Below are 15,329 nucleotides of genomic sequence, written 5' to 3' on the forward strand. Positions count from 1 at the left end.
GCTCAGCCCTCGTCCATGGGGATCCGGATGCCGCGCTCCGCGGCGATCCGGGCGGCCTCGGGGTACCCGGCGTCGACGTGGCGGATCACGCCCATTCCCGGATCGTTGGTGAGCACCGCCTCGAGTTTCGCGGCGGCGAGCTCTGTGCCGTCGGCGACGCATACCTGACCGGCGTGGAGGGACCGGCCGATCCCGACACCACCCCCGTGGTGGATCGAGACCCAGGTGGCGCCGGAGGACGCCGCGGTCAGGGCGTTGAGCAGCGGCCAGTCGGCGATCGCGTCCGAGCCGTCGAGCATCGACTCGGTCTCCCGGTAGGGGGAGGCAACGGACCCGGAGTCGAGGTGATCCCGGCCGATCACCAGGGGTGCCGACACCCGGCCCTCGGCCACGAGTCGGTTGAACAGGAGTCCTGCCTTCGCGCGGTCGCCGTAGCCCAGCCAGCAGATCCGGGCGGGAAGACCCTCGAACTCGACGTGCTCGGCGGCGGCGTCGAGCCAGCGGTGCAGATGCACGTTCTCGGGGAAGAGGTCCTTCAGCGCCGCGTCGGTGACGCGGATGTCCTCCGGGTCACCGGAGAGGGCGACCCAGCGGAACGGTCCCAGACCTGCGCAGAACAGGGGTCGGATGTAGGCCGGGACGAACCCCGGGAACTCGAACGCGCGATTGAAGCCGCCCTTGCGGGCCTCGTCGCGGATGGAGTTGCCGTAGTCGAAGACCTCGGCGCCGGCGTCCTGGAACCCCACCATCGCCTCGACCTGGACCGCCATGGACTCCTGCGCCTTCTTGGTGAAGCCGGTGGGATCCGCCTCCGCCTCGTCGTCCCACTGGTCAGGGGTGTATTCGACGGGCAGATAGCTCAGTGGATCGTGGGCGCTGGTCTGGTCGGTGACGATGTCGATGGTGAACTCCCCTGCCCGGTGGCGGCGCAGCAGCGCTGGGAAGACCTCGGCGGCATTGCCGACGCACCCCACGGACAGCGCCCGCCTCTCGGCCTTCGCTGCCAGCACCTTCGCCAGGGCCGTGTCGAGATCCGTCTCCACCTCGTCGAGATAGCGCTTGCCGGCCCGGCGCCGCAGCCGTTCCTCGGAGACGTCGATGATCAGGCACGCTCCGCCGTTGAGCGTCACGGCCAGCGGCTGGGCGCCTCCCATGCCGCCGCACCCTCCCGTGAGCGTCAGTGTCCCGGCCAGTGTGCCGCCGTCGTCCGCGTAGAGTCTGCGGGCGATCGCGGCGAAGGTCTCGAAGGTTCCCTGCAGGATGCCCTGCGTGCCGATGTAGATCCAGGACCCGGCGGTCATCTGCCCGTACATCATGAGGCCCTCCGCCTCCAGACGCCGGAACTCGGGCCAGGTGGCCCAGTCGCCCACGAGATTGGAGTTGGCGATCAGCACGCGTGGGGCCCATTTGTTGGTGGTGAAGACGCCCACGGGTTTGCCGGACTGGATCAGCAGCGTCTCGTCGTCCCCGAGCGTCTCCAGCGTGCGGACGATCGCGTCGAACGCCTCCCACGAGCGGGCGGCCCGGCCGGTACCCCCGTAGACCACGAGGTCCTCCGGCCGCTCGGCGACCTCGGGGTCGAGGTTGTTCATCAGCATGCGCAGCGGAGCCTCGGTCTGCCAGGACCTGGCGGTGAGCTCCGGACCGCGCGCCGCACGGATGCTGCGCGCGGGATCGTGCTGGGTGAATGACTGGCTCATGCGATGTCCTCCTCGACGGCGGTGCTGGTGTCCGCGAGCCGTACCTGCTCTGGCGTCCGTGGCTGCTCCGGGTTGTCCTGTTGCCCTGTGCTGTCTGATTGCCGTGTGCTGTCCGGCTCCTCCGGGCTGCCGGACGGGCCGACCAGCACCGCCGATGCCTCCGCCGCGACGTGGCGTCCGATCCCCGCAACGCTATCCGGCGTCATCCTGTAGGAGGGTGCGATGACGGAGATGACCGCGACCACGCGCGCTTTCTCGCCGTGACCGACGGTGATGGGCGCTGCGATGGCTGTGACGTCCTGCTGCAGCCCGTCGCGGACGGCGACGAAACCTTTCTCCGGGCGCTCGCCGCCGAGGAGCGCGCCCACTGCCGTCCCTTCCAGGGGGATGCTCCGACCGACCCAGCTGGTATGGCGGACGGAGTGCGTCCCCTCGCGCATGGCCAGATAGACTGCCGCGCCGTCGTGGGACGGAACGCTCAGGTAGGCCGATTCACCCGTCAGCTCCACCAGCCGGTCCAGGACCGGCGACACCAGGGACACGAGGGATTCATGACCGAGCGCCTGCGCCCCGAGCTGCACCACACGGAGCCCGGGCCGGTACCCGCCGTCGGCGTCGCGTCGCACGAAGCCGGTACCCTCGAGGGTGCGCAGGAGCCGCAGTGCCGTGGACGCGGAGAGTCCGGACTCCCGGGCGGCATCCGCGAGCGGGAGCGAGCCGGCATCGCACACGACGCCGAGCAGTACGAGTGCACGTTCCACCGTGCGGGTCGATGATTCGGCCACGGGCGCGTCCTTGCTTTTGGCAGCAGCGTATATTTCACTTATTGAAACCCGCTTTTCAGCCAATGGCAAGAGTGGGATTCGTCCCTGATGAGAGGTCCAAAGTGAGTCAGCAGTCCGTGATCGTGGGGATCGGTCCCCTCTCCCTGCCCGACGTCGTCGCCGTCACCCGCGGCGGTGCCACGGTGGAGCTGGCGCCGGAGGCCCTGGAGGCCATGGCCGCGACGCGCGCCGTGATCGACGCCCTCGTGGACGACGGCACCCCGCACTACGGTGTCTCCACCGGATTCGGCGCCCTGGCGACGAAGAACATACCGCTCGACCAGCGCACCCAGCTCCAGCGCAGCCTCATCCGCAGCCATGCGGCCTCCTCCGGAGCGCCGGTCGACCGCGAGGTGGTGCGCGGACTGATGCTGGGACGGCTGTCGACCCTGGCAACCGGTAGGACAGGAGTGCGCCCGCTCGTCGCCGAGACCTATGCCGCAGTGCTGAACGCGGGCATCACTCCCGTGGTCGGCGAGTACGGCTCGCTCGGGTGCTCCGGTGACCTCGCCCCGCTCTCCCACGTTGCTCTGGCACTGATGGGCGAGGGCAGCGTGCGGGATCGCTCCGGAGCCCTGCTGCCGGCCGCCGATGCTCTCGCCGCAGCAGGTATCACGCCCGTCGAGCTCCGCGAGAAGGAGGGTCTGGCGCTGATCAACGGGACCGACGGCATGCTGGGGATGCTGGTCCTCGCCATGGCTGATCTGCACCGGCTGCTCGACACCGCGGATCTGGCAGCGGCCATGAGCATCGAGGGCCTGCTGGGCACCGACGCCGTCTTCGCCGCCGATCTCCACGCCCTGCGCCCGCATCCCGGCCAGGTGGCCTCCGCCGCGACCATCCGCTCGCTGCTCGAGGGCTCACCGCTGATCGCCGAGCAGCTCACCTCCGAGACGGGCCGGCACCGCTTCACGCGCGTCCAGGACGCCTACTCCCTGCGCTGCGCACCCCAGGTCCACGGCGCCGCCCGCGCAACCCTCGCCCACGCCGAGTCGGTCGCCGCCGTCGAACTCTCCTCCGCGATCGACAATCCCGTGGTCACCGAGGACGGGCGCATCGAGTCCAACGGCAATTTCCACGGCGCCCCGGTCGGTTACGTCCTGGACTTCCTCGCCATCGCGGTGGCGGACGTGGCCTCGATGAGTGAGCGCCGTACCGACCGCTTCCTCGACAAGGCCCGCAGCCATGGACTCAACGCGTTCCTCGCCGACGACCCGGGGGTGGACTCCGGGCACATGATCGCCCAGTACACGCAGGCGGGGATCGTCTCGGAACTCAAGCGGCTCGCCAACCCTGCCTCGGTCGACTCCATCCCGTCCTCCGCGATGCAGGAGGACCATGTCTCCATGGGCTGGGCCGCAGGTCTGAAGCTGCGCCGGTCCATCGACGGCCTGACACGCGTACTCGCCATCGAGGTCCTGACCGCCGCCCGCGCGCTGGACATGCGCGACGGCGGTACGGACGGCGGAATGCGAAGCTCGGTCCCCATCACCGCCGTCCGGGAAGCACTGCGCCGCGACGTCGCAGGTCCGGGACCCGACCGCTACCTGGCGCCCGAGATCGAGGCGGCACGCCTGCTGGTCGAGGACGGTTCACTGCTGACCGCGGCGTTCGACGGCGTGGGGGCACGGGAGGCATAGGGAGCTGAGGCAAGCGGACCTCAGGTCGCCGGAACCGCCTTCGGGGTCCGTTTCACCACGCGGTCGATGAGTTCCATGCCCGGTTCGGCGAAACGCGCGAGAACCGGTCCGAGCACGGCCATGAGCAGCACGTAGGTTGTCGCCAGCGCTGCGAGTTCCGGGACCACGGCGCCGGAGGCGACCGCGAGACCCGCGATGACGATGGAGAACTCACCGCGAGCCACCAGTGCCGTTCCGGCGCGTGCGCGCCCCATGCGTCCGATCCCCTGCCGTGCCCCGGCCCACCAGCCGGTGGCGATCTTCGTGAGGGAGGTGACCACGGCCAGCAGGAGCGCGAAGCCGAGAACGGGCGGGATAGTCGCCGGATCCGTGTTCAGCCCGAAGACCACGAAGAAGATCGCCGCGAAGAGATCCCGCAGTGGTTCCAGGACACGGGCGGCGTTCTCCGCCGTCACTCCCGAGATGGCGATGCCGAGCAGGAAGGCGCCCACGGCGGCAGAGACCTGGAGAGCCGAGGCGATCCCGGCCACGAGGAGGGCTGCCCCGATGAGCGTCAGCAGGAAGACCTCCCGATCCGTGCTGTCCACCACCGCCGAGACGGCATTGCCCCACCGCAGGGCGATCACGAGCACGAGGGTGACCACGAGCAGGGAGATGCCCACCGTGCTGAGCCCTCCGGCGAAACTCAACCCGGCAAGGACCGCAGTCAGGACCGGCAGATAGATCGCCATGGCCAGGTCCTCGAAGACCAGGATGGCCAGGATGGTCGGGGTCTCCCGGTTACCGAGTCGGCCCAGATCACCGATCACCTTCGCCGCGATGCCGGACGAGGAGATGTAGGTGACGCCGCCCATGACCAGCGCACCGACGGGACCCCACCCGAGGATGACGGCCACCAGGACCCCCGGGGTGAAGTTCAGGACCAGATCGACGACGCCTGCCAGCCAGGACTGTCGGAGTCCGGTGACGAGTTCCTTCGCCGTGTACTCGAGGCCCAGCATGAGCAGCAGCAGGACGACGCCGATCTCGCTGGCCACCTCGCTGAAGGTGAGGACTCCCTCGAGTTCGATGATCCCGCCGCGACCGAAGAACAGGCCGCCGATGAGGTAGAGCGGAATGGGCGAGAGTCCTATGCGGCCCGCGAGCCGACCGAGGATTCCGAGGGACAGCAGAATAGCGCCGAGTTCGATCAGCGTCAGAGCAGATGTTTCCACGCGTTCTCAGCCGTGGCGCAGGATGTCCGCCGCAGTGTCGAGGCCGGCAGATGTGCCCACCACCACCAGCAGGTCACCGGCGGCGAGGACGAAGTCCGGGGAAGGAGACGCCTGCACCTCGCCGGAGCGGAGAACAGCTACGAGGGAAGCACCCGATCGGGTACGCATGCCCGTCTCCCCGAGGGTCCGGTTCTCGAAGGGCGAGCCGCGCTCCACGAGGATCTGCCGGGTCGAGATGCCCGGCACATCCCGGTGCTCCTCCGTGAGCTGTGCGACGAGCTGACGAGACCCGAGCAGGTTGCCCAGCGTCGCGCCCTCGTCGGCGGTCAGCGGGATGGACGCGATGCACGCGTCGGGATCGCTGGCCTTGGAGATGATGAGGTCGATCTCGCCGTCGCGCTGCGAGACGATCCCCACTCTGCGACCGGAACCGGTGACGATCTCGCGCCGTACTCCGATACCGGGGAGCTTCGTTTCGATGACGTTCATGCACTCATCCTAGACCGGCGGCGCGGTCTCGTTGTCCGCAGCAGCCCTCGTGGAGGCTCCGTTCGCTACGGGCGTCGGGGCATCCTCCGCATGGTACAGATCGGGCTCGAGGTAGATGGCGGAGGCGATGGGCACGGCAGCCCGGATGCGGCGCTCGGCGTTGTTGATGTCAGCTGCGATCTGCGTGCCGCTCTCCCTGCTCTCCACGGTGATCTTCGCGGCGACCAGCAGTTCCTCCGGGCCGAGGTGGAGGGTCTTGAGATGGATGATGCGCGTGGCGCCGTCGCTCTCGATGGCCTCCTCGATCTTCGCGACGTCGGACCTGGACGCGGACTCGCCGAGGAGGAGGCTCTTGGTCTCCATCGCCAGGACGCCGGCGATCACGACCAGCAGCAGCCCGATCATGGCCGTGCCTGCGGCGTCCCACAGCCCGTTGTCCGTCAGCAGGGTCAGGGTGACCCCGAAGAGGGCGAAGACGAGTCCGGTGATCGCTCCGAGATCCTCGAGGAGGATCACGGGCAGTTCGGGGGACTTCGCCGTGCGGACGAAGCGGACCCAGCCCATGGAACCGCGCACCTCGTTGGATTCCCTGATCGCGGTGCGGAGGGAGAAGCCCTCGGCGATGATCGCCCCGATGAGGACGGCGAGCGGCACCCACCAGAAGGAACCCTCGATGGGATGCGGGTCCTGGTACTTGTTGTACGCCTCGTAGAGCGCGAACAGTCCGCCGACGCTGAACAGCACGATGGACACGATGAAGGCGTAGATGTACCGCTCGCGGCCGTACCCGAAGGGATGCTCGGGACTCGCCTGCCGTTGCGAGCGTTTGCGTCCCACGAGCAGGAGGACCTGGTTGCCCGAGTCCGCCACGGAGTGGATGCCCTCGGCGAGCATCGAGGACGACCGCGTGAGCGCGAAGGCCACGAACTTGAGGACGGCGATGGTGAGATTCGCGGCGAGCGCCGCGATGATCGCCTTGTTGCCTCCGTGAGCTGCCATGATCCGATTCCGTTCCTTCTGGCCGCCTCCGTCGGCGGGCGGTCCGTTGATCGACGCCGGCCGTTCCTGCCGATGTCCGCGCCCTACTCTACGGAATTCCGGGCGGTCGTCCGGCCACGACATGGATGCGGGAACCGCTGGATGGGCGCGCCCGGCGACTTACGCGGGCCGGAGGGCTGCGGTGGCGGCGCCGATATGCGTGGGCTCGGCGCCGAGGATCTCCGGGTCCAGACCGGTCAGCAGGATCACGGCGAGTTCGGCGATCGCGGACGACGTCTGGAAGCCGTAGCCGCCCTGGCCCGCGAGCCAGAAGAAGCCCGGGTGCTCTGCGTCGAAGCCGACCACGGGCAGAGTCGAGGCCCGCTGGGTCCGCAGCCCGGTCCAGGCCCGCCGGACCGAGGTGATGCCGAGCGTGGTGCGGGTTGCCAGCTGCCGGATGAGACGCTCGATATCACCGTCCCTCGGCTGGGCGTCACCCGGTTCGGCCGGCTCCGTCTCGCTCGGGGAGATCAGCACGCCCTGCGCAGCGGGGCGGTAGTAGAAGGAGTCATCGGCGGCGGCGACCATCGGTGATCCGGGCGGCGGAGCATTCCCGACCCGGACGATGGCCGCGGTGCGCCGGTACGGCTGCAGGTGCTGCGGCTCGACCCCGCACAGTCGGGCGACGTCGTCCGCCCAGGCACCCGCGGCGTTCACGATCACGCCGGCACCGATGACGCGGGAGCCGGCCGTGACGCTCCATGCCCTCCCGTCATACCGCGCCGCGGTGACCGGAGCGCTCGTGAGGATGATGACGCCGTCGTCACTGGCGGAGCACCGGTGGTACTCGAGCAGCAGATCCGTGTCGGTCCCCACGCAGTCCGTGTCGATCGCCGCAGCGGTGAACGCTTCGGGGCGCAGCTGCGGGCACAGCTCGAGCGCCTCGGAAGGCGCCAGGTGCCGCATGGAGCCGTGGGCCCTCGCCGCGACGTCGGGCCCCGAGCCGACGAGCATGAAGGACCGCGGTACGGTCAGGGGCAGACCGGTGGCCGACTGCACGTCGGCGAGCAGGTCGAGCGTGCGCCGCGTCAGCTCCTGGACGGGTCCCGGTCCGTAGCTCGGGATGAGCTGCCGGGCCGACCGTGACGACGTGTGGTACCCCAGCGTCGGCTCGGACTCGACGAGCACCACGCTCGCGAACGGAGCAAGGGCGGAGGCCAGTGACAGCCCGGCGATCCCGCCGCCGATGATCAGCACGTCGCACGCCAGAGCGCTCATGCGTCCCTCCCCCGCTCGGCCGTGTCCGGGTTCACCGCTTACCGGGCGCCGCCGACGTGCGCGCCGGGAGCGCCGTCCGTGGCCGGCTCCTCCTGCTCGCCTGCGACCTCGGCGCGCGCGGCCACGAAGGCTGCAACGCACGCCTCGATGTCCTCGTCGGTGTGGGCGGCGGAGAGCTGGACGCGGATGCGGGCGGCCCCCTTGGGCACCACGGGGTAGCTGAAGGCGGTCACGAACACCCCGCGCGCGAGCATGGCGTCCGCGGTGCGGGCGGCCAGGACGGCGTCGCCGAACATGACGGGGATGATCGCGTGCTCTCCCTCGAGCAGATCGAAACCCTCCTCGGTCATCCGGCGGCGGAACAGCGCTGCGTTGGCAGTGAGTGTGCCCCGCAGCTCACCGCTGTCCTGGACCAGGTCCAGCGCGGTCAGGGTCGCGGCGACGATCGAGGGAGCCAGGGAGTTGGAGAACAGGTACGGCCGGGCGCGCTGGCGCAGCAGGGCGACGATCTCCGAGCGCGCCGCCACATAGCCACCGGAGGCGCCACCGAGCGCCTTGCCGAAGGTTCCCGTGAAGATGTCCACGCGGTCACCGACACCGGCGTGCTCCGGGGTTCCCGCCCCGGTCTTCCCCATGAACCCGACGGCATGGGAATCATCGACCATGACCATCGCGCCGTAGCGCTCCGCGAGATCGCAGATGGCCTCGAGCGGGGCGAGATAGCCATCCATCGAGAACACGCCGTCGGTGACGATCAGGCGCCGTCTGGCACCGGAGGCCTCCTGCAGTCTGGCCTCGAGATCGGCCATGTCGCGATTGGCGTAGCGGAAGCGCTTCGCCTTCGAGAGGCGGATGCCGTCGATGATGGAGGCGTGGTTCAGCGCATCGGAGATCACGGCGTCGTCGGCTCCGAGGAGGGATTCGAACACGCCGCCGTTGGCATCGAAGCAGGAGGAGAACAGGATGGTGTCCTCGGTGCCGAGGAACTGCGACACGCGCTGCTCGAGCTCGAGGTGCAGATCCTGCGTCCCGCAGATGAAGCGCACCGAGGCCATGCCGAAACCGCGCTCGTCCAGGGCGCTCTTCGCGGCGGCGATGATGTCCGGGTGGTCGGCGAGCCCCAGATAGTTGTTGGCGCAGAAGTTGAGCACCTCCGCGTCCTCGGCGCCGAGGGCACCGGCCGTGATGTGGCTGGACTGCGGAGAGGAGATCCTCCGCTCGTGCTTGAAGAGACCTGCGTCGCGGATCTCGTCGAGTTCACCGGCGAGCTGGTCGCGGACTGCTGAGTACATGGTGTTCCTACCTCCTAGAAGGTGGTCCAGTCGAGGACCACTTTGCCGCTCGCGCCATCGCGCGCCGTGGTGAAACCCTGCTGCCACTGCTCGGCCGGGAGGCAGTCGGTGACCACGGAGGAGACCGCGTCGCGCAGTGTCCTGTCGGACTCCAGCATGGCGCTCATCGCGTACCAGGTCTCGAACATCTCACGGCCGTAGATGCCCTTGAGGGTGAGCATGTGGGTGACCACCTTGCTCCAGTCGACCGTGATCGGCCCCGCCGGGAGGCCGAGCATGGCGATCCGCCCACCGTGGTTCATGTTGTCGACCATCTCCGGCAACGCCGACGCATGCCCGGACATCTCCATGCCGACGTCGAACCCTTCCTTCATGCCCAGTTCGGCCTGCGCATCGGCGATACGTGCGCGCGAGACGTCGACGGCGAGATCGGCTCCGACGCCGCGAGCCAGGGCGAGCCGTGGAGCCGAGACATCGGTGATGGCGATCTTACGAGCGCCCGCGTGGCGCGCGACGGCGACGGCCATCAGGCCGATGGGCCCGGCGCCGGTGATGAGCACGTCCTCGCCGACGAGCGGGAAGCTCAGTGCTGTGTGGACGGCGTTGCCGAACGGGTCGAAGAGGGCGCCCAGCTCCGGGGTGATGGTGTTCTCGTGCACCCAGACGTTGGTCTCGGGGATGACGACGAACTCGGCGAAGGCGCCGTCGCGCTGGACGCCGACGCTGGAGGTACGGATGCACATCTGGCGGCGGCCTGCGCGGCAGTTGCGGCAGATCCCGCAGACGATGTGCCCCTCGCCCGAGACGCGATCGCCGACCCGGACGTCGTGGATACCCTCGCCGAGGGCCACCACCTCGCCGTAGAACTCGTGGCCGGGGATCAGGGGCGCGTCGATCATGCCCTGAGCCCAGGGGTCCCAGCTCTCGATGTGGAGATCCGTGCCGCAGATACCGGTGGTCATGACCCGGATCTTCACCTCGCCCGGACCCGCCTCCGGCTCGGGCCGTTCGACGAAGTCGAACCCGGGGTGCGCCCCGGACTTGTACAGCGCCTTCACTGGATGGTTCCTTCCATGCCGTCACCGGGCCGTGGCGGGGTGGGTCCGGCCCGGTGGTGCGAGTGCGTGCGGTGCGGGTGCGGGATGTGCCCGGATGCAACGATAGCAGCGGGATCTCCTGGCGAACCGGTTCTTCTGGGGCAGCCGCCTCTTCCGGGAGTGTCCGACGGCGTTAGGCGTTGCCAGGTGGGGCCGCCGCGCCGGGTGCACACCTGCTGGGAACTCCTGCCGGGCACCGCAAGAGCTTCCGGGACGCCCAATGGCATCGGGAGTCGAGACGTCGCTCAAACCTGTTGCGCTGGTTCAGACCCATTGGAGTGCGGCCCCGGGTTGGGCCGCCGCGCCGAGTGCACACCTGCTGCGAGATCTTTCCGGGGCAAAGGGCGACGACGCTCCACCGCCACAGGTTAGGCTGGTCAGCCGACGCGGTGTCCTCAAGGACCGCTGGCAGGGCCTGGAGGCCTAGCTAGTGGCAAAGCGATCAGCCTACGATCGGCAAATGACGATACACTCCCGGCTAGGACAACACACTGGTGGACGGCGCTTCGTCTTCAGGACCGTCCCACCGTTTCACCGGATCGCCAGGCTCCACGGCAATCTTGCTCGATGAGTCGTAAGACGCGCCCCGCACCAATGTCTCTGTACGCGTTTCGTATTTCGGCGGGTTAAACAGGTCTACGCCTAGCGCCAGTCCGCCGCTCACCTTCACTCGTTTAGATCGAAACGTCCTGGCCAGGGCGAATTTCTCGCTCACTTCGTACACCTTCACAAGTGCCTTCGCCGTCAGCAGTTCGCCTAGGACTTCCCCTGTCTTCGGGTCCTCCAGTTTCTCGCCAGGAGCTAGGACGCTGTACAACTGGTGCTCGTAGACACCAGCTGCACTGCCGCCCGATATTGCCAACTCCCGTTCGTTGAGTACTCGAACGACATAAAGGTCGTCTGTACCGCTTTGATCGTGCTGTTCCAAGGTCCTAGTCCTCTCTGCTCTCAGCTGCTGATGCCGGAGCAACAGTCGACGCGCCGTCGACACTGTCCTGCTGCTGATTGTCCGACCCGCTTGGGGAAGCACCTTCGAATCCCCAGTTTTCCGCCGCTGCTTGAACATGATGAAGAATGCCGCGCAATGAGTTGTCGATTCCAGCAAGGCTCGCATCCGCGTCCTGCTTGACGGCAGCTACGGTGCTGCTAAGCGCCAACTGCTCACGTCTATCTGCTGTGAAGCCGATCGTGGAGTTCACTTCTCGAGCAAGCGCAAGTAGTTGCCGTTGCGAAGCGGAAGCGGAAGCTTGTCCTCTAATATCAGCGTCCCGTGCTTGCAGCAGATAACCGAGGTAGATCCCACCCGCCGTACCGAGGGCTTGTACCGCTCCTCGCAGCTCTGTAGGAAGCTCTTCGAGAGCTCCGAAGAGTGTAAGGAAAATGACAACCAATGCCAATAGAGCGGCTATCACCCCCGGCGCGGGTTTCGCGAGTTTCACCATGCAGTCACATTAGCCGTCGCTCGCTCGCGGGCAGAAAGAACAGCTAGTTCGCCGAGTTGTACACCGTCACGTTGATCTCTGCGCTCGGCGTAATCGCCATCGACCCCTCCTCTCACACTGCCACTACCAAATTAATCGACTTGGGCGGACAGCCTTGACCGAAGATGACGTCCTGAGAGCACCGACTACGCCGCCGTCGAACCTCTCACGGATCGTCGAAAACCCGTGATAGCGTCACACAACCGTGCGAACGCCGTCCCGAGTCTGGGCCGTCGCACCGGGTACATGAAAACCCGCACGGACGACGGCGCCCGCAGGGCCACTCGGAGCCCGCCGCGGACCTACCCCTCGACGCCGAGGCGCTGCAGGATGAGCTCACGTACACGCCCGGCGTCGGCCTGGCCGCGGGTGGCCTTCATGACCCCGCCGACGATCGCGCCGACGGCCTGGATCTTGCCGCCGCGGATCTTCTCGGCCACGTCGGGCTGGGCCGCCAGTGCGCCGTCGATCGCCTCGAGCAGCGGGCCGTCGTCGGACACGACGGCGAGGCCGCGCTGCTCCACGACCTCCGTGGGCGTACCCTCGCCGGCCAGGACGCCGTCGAGCACGTCGCGCGAGAGCTTGTCGTTGATCCTGCCGGCGTCGATCAGGCCCTGGAGCTCCACGATCAGCTCGGGCGTGACACCGAGCTCGGCCGGTTCGAGCTCGGCGAGCCTGGCGCGGCGCGAGATCTCACCCATCCACCACTTGCGGGCCACGGACGCACTCACCCCGGCCGCGACGGTGTCCTCGATCGAGGACATCACACCCGCGTTGACGACGTCGCGGAACTCGGCGTCGGAGTACTCCCAGTCGGCCTGCAGTCGCTTGCGCCGCTCGGCGGGCGGCTCGGGCAGCTCCGCGCGGAGCTTCGCGATCCACGCCTCGTTCGTCACGACGGGGACCAGGTCCGGCTCCGGGAAGTAGCGGTAGTCGTCGGCGTCGGACTTCGGGCGTCCCGACGTCGTGGAGCGCGTGTCCTCGTGCCAGTGGCGCGTCTCCTGCAGGATCGGCGTGCCGGTATCGAGGACCGCGGCGTGGCGCTGGATCTCGTAGCGGACGGCGTGCTCGACGGCGCGCAGCGAGTTCACGTTCTTCGTCTCGGTGCGCGTACCGAACTGCTCGCGGCCGTGCGGGCGGAGCGAGACGTTCGCGTCGCAGCGCACGTTGCCGCGCTCCATCCGGGCGTCGGAGACCCCGAGATTCTTCACGATCTCGCGGATCACCGCGACGTAGGCCTTCGCGAGCTCGGGTGCACGCGCGCCGGCGCCCTCGATCGGCTTGGTGACGATCTCGATGAGCGGGACCCCGGCGCGGTTGTAGTCCACGAGGGAGTACTCGGCGCCCTGAATGCGACCCGTGGACCCGCCCATGTGCGTGAGCTTCCCGGCGTCCTCCTCCATGTGGGCCCGTTCGATCTCCACCGTGAACACCGTGCCGTCGGCGAGTTCGATGTCGATGGACCCGTCGTAGGCGATCGGATCCTCGTACTGGGAGGTCTGGAAGTTCTTCGGGGTGTCGGGATAGAAGTAGTTCTTCCGCGCGAAGTAGCACTTCTCGGCGATGCTGCAGTTCAGCGCGAGGCCGATCTTGATCGCCGATTCCACCGCCACGCCGTTGACCACGGGCAGCACGCCGGGCAGACCCAGGTCCACCGGCGTCACGTTGGTGTTCGGCACGTCGCCGAACGCGTTCGGCGCGGAGGAGAACATCTTGGTCTTCGTGTTGAGCTCCACGTGGACCTCGAACCCGAGCACGGGATCGTACTTCTGAATGGCCTCCTCGAAGGAGATGATCTCCCCGGTCACAGCTGTCATCTGCTTCCCACCTCCGTGGTCTCTTCGATGTGGGGAGCCCTGGCCAGCAGCGGCCCGCCCCAGGTCTCCTCGAGCAGTGCTTCGAGGACGGCGCCCACGCGGTACAGGCGCGCGTCCTGGCGGGCCGGGGCCAGGAGCTGGACGCCGACCGGCAGCCCGTCCTCGTCGGCCAGACCGCCGGGCAGCGACAGCCCCGGGACGCCGGCCAGATTCGCCGGAATGGTGGCGACGTCGTTGAGATACATGGCCAGCGGATCGCCCAGCTTCTCCCCCAGCCTGAACGCCGTGGTGGGCGCCGTCGGGGAGATGAGCACGTCCGCCTGCTCGAAGGCTGCGGCGAAGTCGCGCTGGATGAGCGTGCGGACCTGCTGCGCCGAGCCGTAGTAGGCGTCGTAGTACCCGGCGCTCAGCGCATAGGTGCCGAGGATGATACGGCGCTTGACCTCGTCGCCGAAGCCTGCGGCTCGCGTGGCTCCCATGACGCGCTCGATCGTCGGTGCGCCGTCCGGCACCACGCGCAGACCGAAGCGGACGCCGTCGTACTTGGCCAGATTGCTCGAGGCCTCCGACGGCATGATCAGGTAGTAGGCGCCTAGCGCATACCGGAAGTTGGGGCAGGAGACCTCGACGATCTCGGCGCCGGCCGAGCGGAGCAGGTCCAGCGACTCGTGGAAGCGCGCGAGCACCCCCGCCTGGTACCCCTCCCCCTGCAGCTCCCTGATGACGCCGATGCGCATGCCCTCGACCTCGCCGCGGCGAGCAGCCTCCACGAGCGCGCCGACGGGGTCGGTGAGCGACGTCGAATCCTGCGGATCGTGCCCGCCGATGACCTCGTGCAGCAGGGCGCTGTCCAGGACGGTGCGGGAGACGGGACCGATCTGGTCCAGCGAGGACGCCATGGCGATGGCGCCGTAGCGCGAGACACCACCGTAGGTCGGCTTCACGCCGACCGTGCCGGTCACTGCTCCCGGCTGGCGGATGGAGCCGCCGGTGTCGGTGCCGAGCGCCAGCGGAGCCTCGAAGGCGGCGACGGCGGCGGCGGACCCACCGCCGGAACCGCCGGGGATGCGGTCCAGGTCCCAGGGATTGCGTGTGGGACCGTAGGCGGAGTGCTCGGTCGAGGAGCCCATGGCGAACTCGTCGAGATTGGTCTTGCCGAGGATCGGCATCCGTGCGGCGCGCAGCTTCCTGACGACGGTCGCGTCGTACGGGCTCTGCCAGCCCTCGAGCATCCTCGAGCCGGCCGTGGTGGGCTGACCTCGCGTGACGATCAGGTCCTTCACCGCGATGGGCACCCCGGCCAGCGGATGCAGCGCCTCGTCGTCGGCCCGGGCCCTGTCGACCCCGGCGGCGACGAGCAGCGCCTCGTCCGTGTTGACGTGCAGGAACGCATTGATGGCGCCGTCCACGGCCCCGATCCGATCGAGATGAGCGCGGGTCACCTCGACGGCCGAGACCTCCTTCGAGGCGAGTTTCTGCGCGAGGGCGTCGGCTGAGAGGTGGATCAGGTCGGTCATGG

Annotated in this window: 13 protein-coding genes; 1 reads left to right on the plus strand and 12 read right to left on the minus strand. The window is 68.4% G+C overall.

Annotated features, from left to right (window positions below; all coding sequences use genetic code 11):
• Nucleotides 1-2: 2 nt before the first annotated feature.
• On the minus strand, nucleotides 3-1,700 hold the full coding sequence (gene hutU, locus E8P82_RS02875; RefSeq protein WP_136452993.1) for a urocanate hydratase: 1,698 nt from the start codon (nucleotides 1,698-1,700) through the stop codon (nucleotides 3-5).
• The gene (locus E8P82_RS02880; protein WP_136452994.1) at nucleotides 1,697-2,485 is read right to left on the minus strand and encodes an IclR family transcriptional regulator; all 789 of its coding nucleotides are present in this window, start codon (nucleotides 2,483-2,485) and stop codon (nucleotides 1,697-1,699) included. Before E8P82_RS02880 ends, hutU begins: the two co-directional genes overlap by 4 nt.
• A 62-nt stretch (nucleotides 2,486-2,547) precedes the next feature.
• Here E8P82_RS02880 and hutH point away from each other — a divergent pair, with 62 nt between their 5' ends.
• Nucleotides 2,548-4,164, plus strand: coding sequence for a histidine ammonia-lyase (gene hutH / locus E8P82_RS02885; protein ID WP_136452995.1), 1,617 nt, complete (start codon nucleotides 2,548-2,550; stop codon nucleotides 4,162-4,164).
• Between the two features lie 20 nt (nucleotides 4,165-4,184).
• Here the strand turns inward: hutH and E8P82_RS02890 are convergent, their stop codons facing one another.
• From E8P82_RS02890 to gatA, 10 genes are all read right to left on the minus strand, one after another.
• Nucleotides 4,185-5,378, minus strand: a complete 1,194-nt coding sequence (locus E8P82_RS02890; protein WP_136452996.1) for a cation:proton antiporter — start codon at nucleotides 5,376-5,378, stop codon at nucleotides 4,185-4,187.
• Nucleotides 5,379-5,384: 6 nt separating this feature from the next.
• A complete protein-coding gene (locus E8P82_RS02895) occupies nucleotides 5,385-5,867 on the minus strand; it encodes a cation:proton antiporter regulatory subunit (protein ID WP_136452997.1) in 483 nt (160 codons plus the stop codon).
• Nucleotides 5,868-5,876: 9 nt separating this feature from the next.
• Nucleotides 5,877-6,866, minus strand: coding sequence for a cation diffusion facilitator family transporter (locus tag E8P82_RS02900; protein ID WP_136452998.1), 990 nt, complete (start codon nucleotides 6,864-6,866; stop codon nucleotides 5,877-5,879).
• 159 nt (nucleotides 6,867-7,025) lie between these two features.
• Nucleotides 7,026-8,123, minus strand: coding sequence for an NAD(P)/FAD-dependent oxidoreductase (locus E8P82_RS02905; protein WP_136452999.1), 1,098 nt, complete (start codon nucleotides 8,121-8,123; stop codon nucleotides 7,026-7,028).
• A gap of 38 nt (nucleotides 8,124-8,161) precedes the next feature.
• The gene (locus E8P82_RS02910; protein ID WP_136453000.1) at nucleotides 8,162-9,415 is read right to left on the minus strand and encodes a glycine C-acetyltransferase; all 1,254 of its coding nucleotides are present in this window, start codon (nucleotides 9,413-9,415) and stop codon (nucleotides 8,162-8,164) included.
• A gap of 14 nt (nucleotides 9,416-9,429) precedes the next feature.
• The gene (gene tdh / locus E8P82_RS02915) at nucleotides 9,430-10,473 is read right to left on the minus strand and encodes an L-threonine 3-dehydrogenase (RefSeq protein ID WP_136453001.1); all 1,044 of its coding nucleotides are present in this window, start codon (nucleotides 10,471-10,473) and stop codon (nucleotides 9,430-9,432) included.
• Nucleotides 10,474-10,990: 517 nt separating this feature from the next.
• Entirely contained in the window at nucleotides 10,991-11,440 is a 450-nt protein-coding gene (locus E8P82_RS02920) for a hypothetical protein (protein WP_136453002.1), read from the minus strand.
• A 4-nt stretch (nucleotides 11,441-11,444) separates the two neighbouring features.
• A complete protein-coding gene (locus E8P82_RS02925; protein WP_136453003.1) occupies nucleotides 11,445-11,954 on the minus strand; it encodes a hypothetical protein in 510 nt (169 codons plus the stop codon).
• Between the two features lie 341 nt (nucleotides 11,955-12,295).
• Nucleotides 12,296-13,810, minus strand: a complete 1,515-nt coding sequence (gatB, locus tag E8P82_RS02930) for an Asp-tRNA(Asn)/Glu-tRNA(Gln) amidotransferase subunit GatB (protein ID WP_136453004.1) — start codon at nucleotides 13,808-13,810, stop codon at nucleotides 12,296-12,298.
• Nucleotides 13,807-15,327, minus strand: a complete 1,521-nt coding sequence (gene gatA, locus E8P82_RS02935; protein WP_136453005.1) for an Asp-tRNA(Asn)/Glu-tRNA(Gln) amidotransferase subunit GatA — start codon at nucleotides 15,325-15,327, stop codon at nucleotides 13,807-13,809. The genes gatB and gatA overlap by 4 nt, the downstream gene beginning before the upstream one ends.
• Nucleotides 15,328-15,329: the final 2 nt, after the last annotated feature.

The sequence above is a fragment of the Arthrobacter echini genome (genome assembly GCF_004803505.1).
Classification (GTDB): Bacteria; Actinomycetota; Actinomycetes; order Actinomycetales; family Micrococcaceae; genus Arthrobacter_D; species Arthrobacter_D echini.

What these genes read in the sequence shown, in the direction of transcription:
- hutU (WP_136452993.1), bottom strand. Translation starts at nt 1,700, where the DNA reads ATGAGCCAGTCATTCACCCAGCACGATCCCGCGCGCAGCATCCGTGCG.
- hutH (WP_136452995.1), top strand. Translation starts at nt 2,548, where the DNA reads ATGGCAAGAGTGGGATTCGTCCCTGATGAGAGGTCCAAAGTGAGTCAG.
- E8P82_RS02895 (WP_136452997.1), bottom strand. Translation starts at nt 5,867, where the DNA reads ATGAACGTCATCGAAACGAAGCTCCCCGGTATCGGAGTACGGCGCGAG.
- E8P82_RS02900 (WP_136452998.1), bottom strand. Translation starts at nt 6,866, where the DNA reads ATGGCAGCTCACGGAGGCAACAAGGCGATCATCGCGGCGCTCGCCGCG.
- E8P82_RS02905 (WP_136452999.1), bottom strand. Translation starts at nt 8,123, where the DNA reads ATGAGCGCTCTGGCGTGCGACGTGCTGATCATCGGCGGCGGGATCGCC.
- E8P82_RS02910 (WP_136453000.1), bottom strand. Translation starts at nt 9,415, where the DNA reads ATGTACTCAGCAGTCCGCGACCAGCTCGCCGGTGAACTCGACGAGATC.
- E8P82_RS02925 (WP_136453003.1), bottom strand. Translation starts at nt 11,954, where the DNA reads ATGGTGAAACTCGCGAAACCCGCGCCGGGGGTGATAGCCGCTCTATTG.
- gatB (WP_136453004.1), bottom strand. Translation starts at nt 13,810, where the DNA reads ATGACAGCTGTGACCGGGGAGATCATCTCCTTCGAGGAGGCCATTCAG.
- gatA (WP_136453005.1), bottom strand. Translation starts at nt 15,327, where the DNA reads ATGACCGACCTGATCCACCTCTCAGCCGACGCCCTCGCGCAGAAACTC.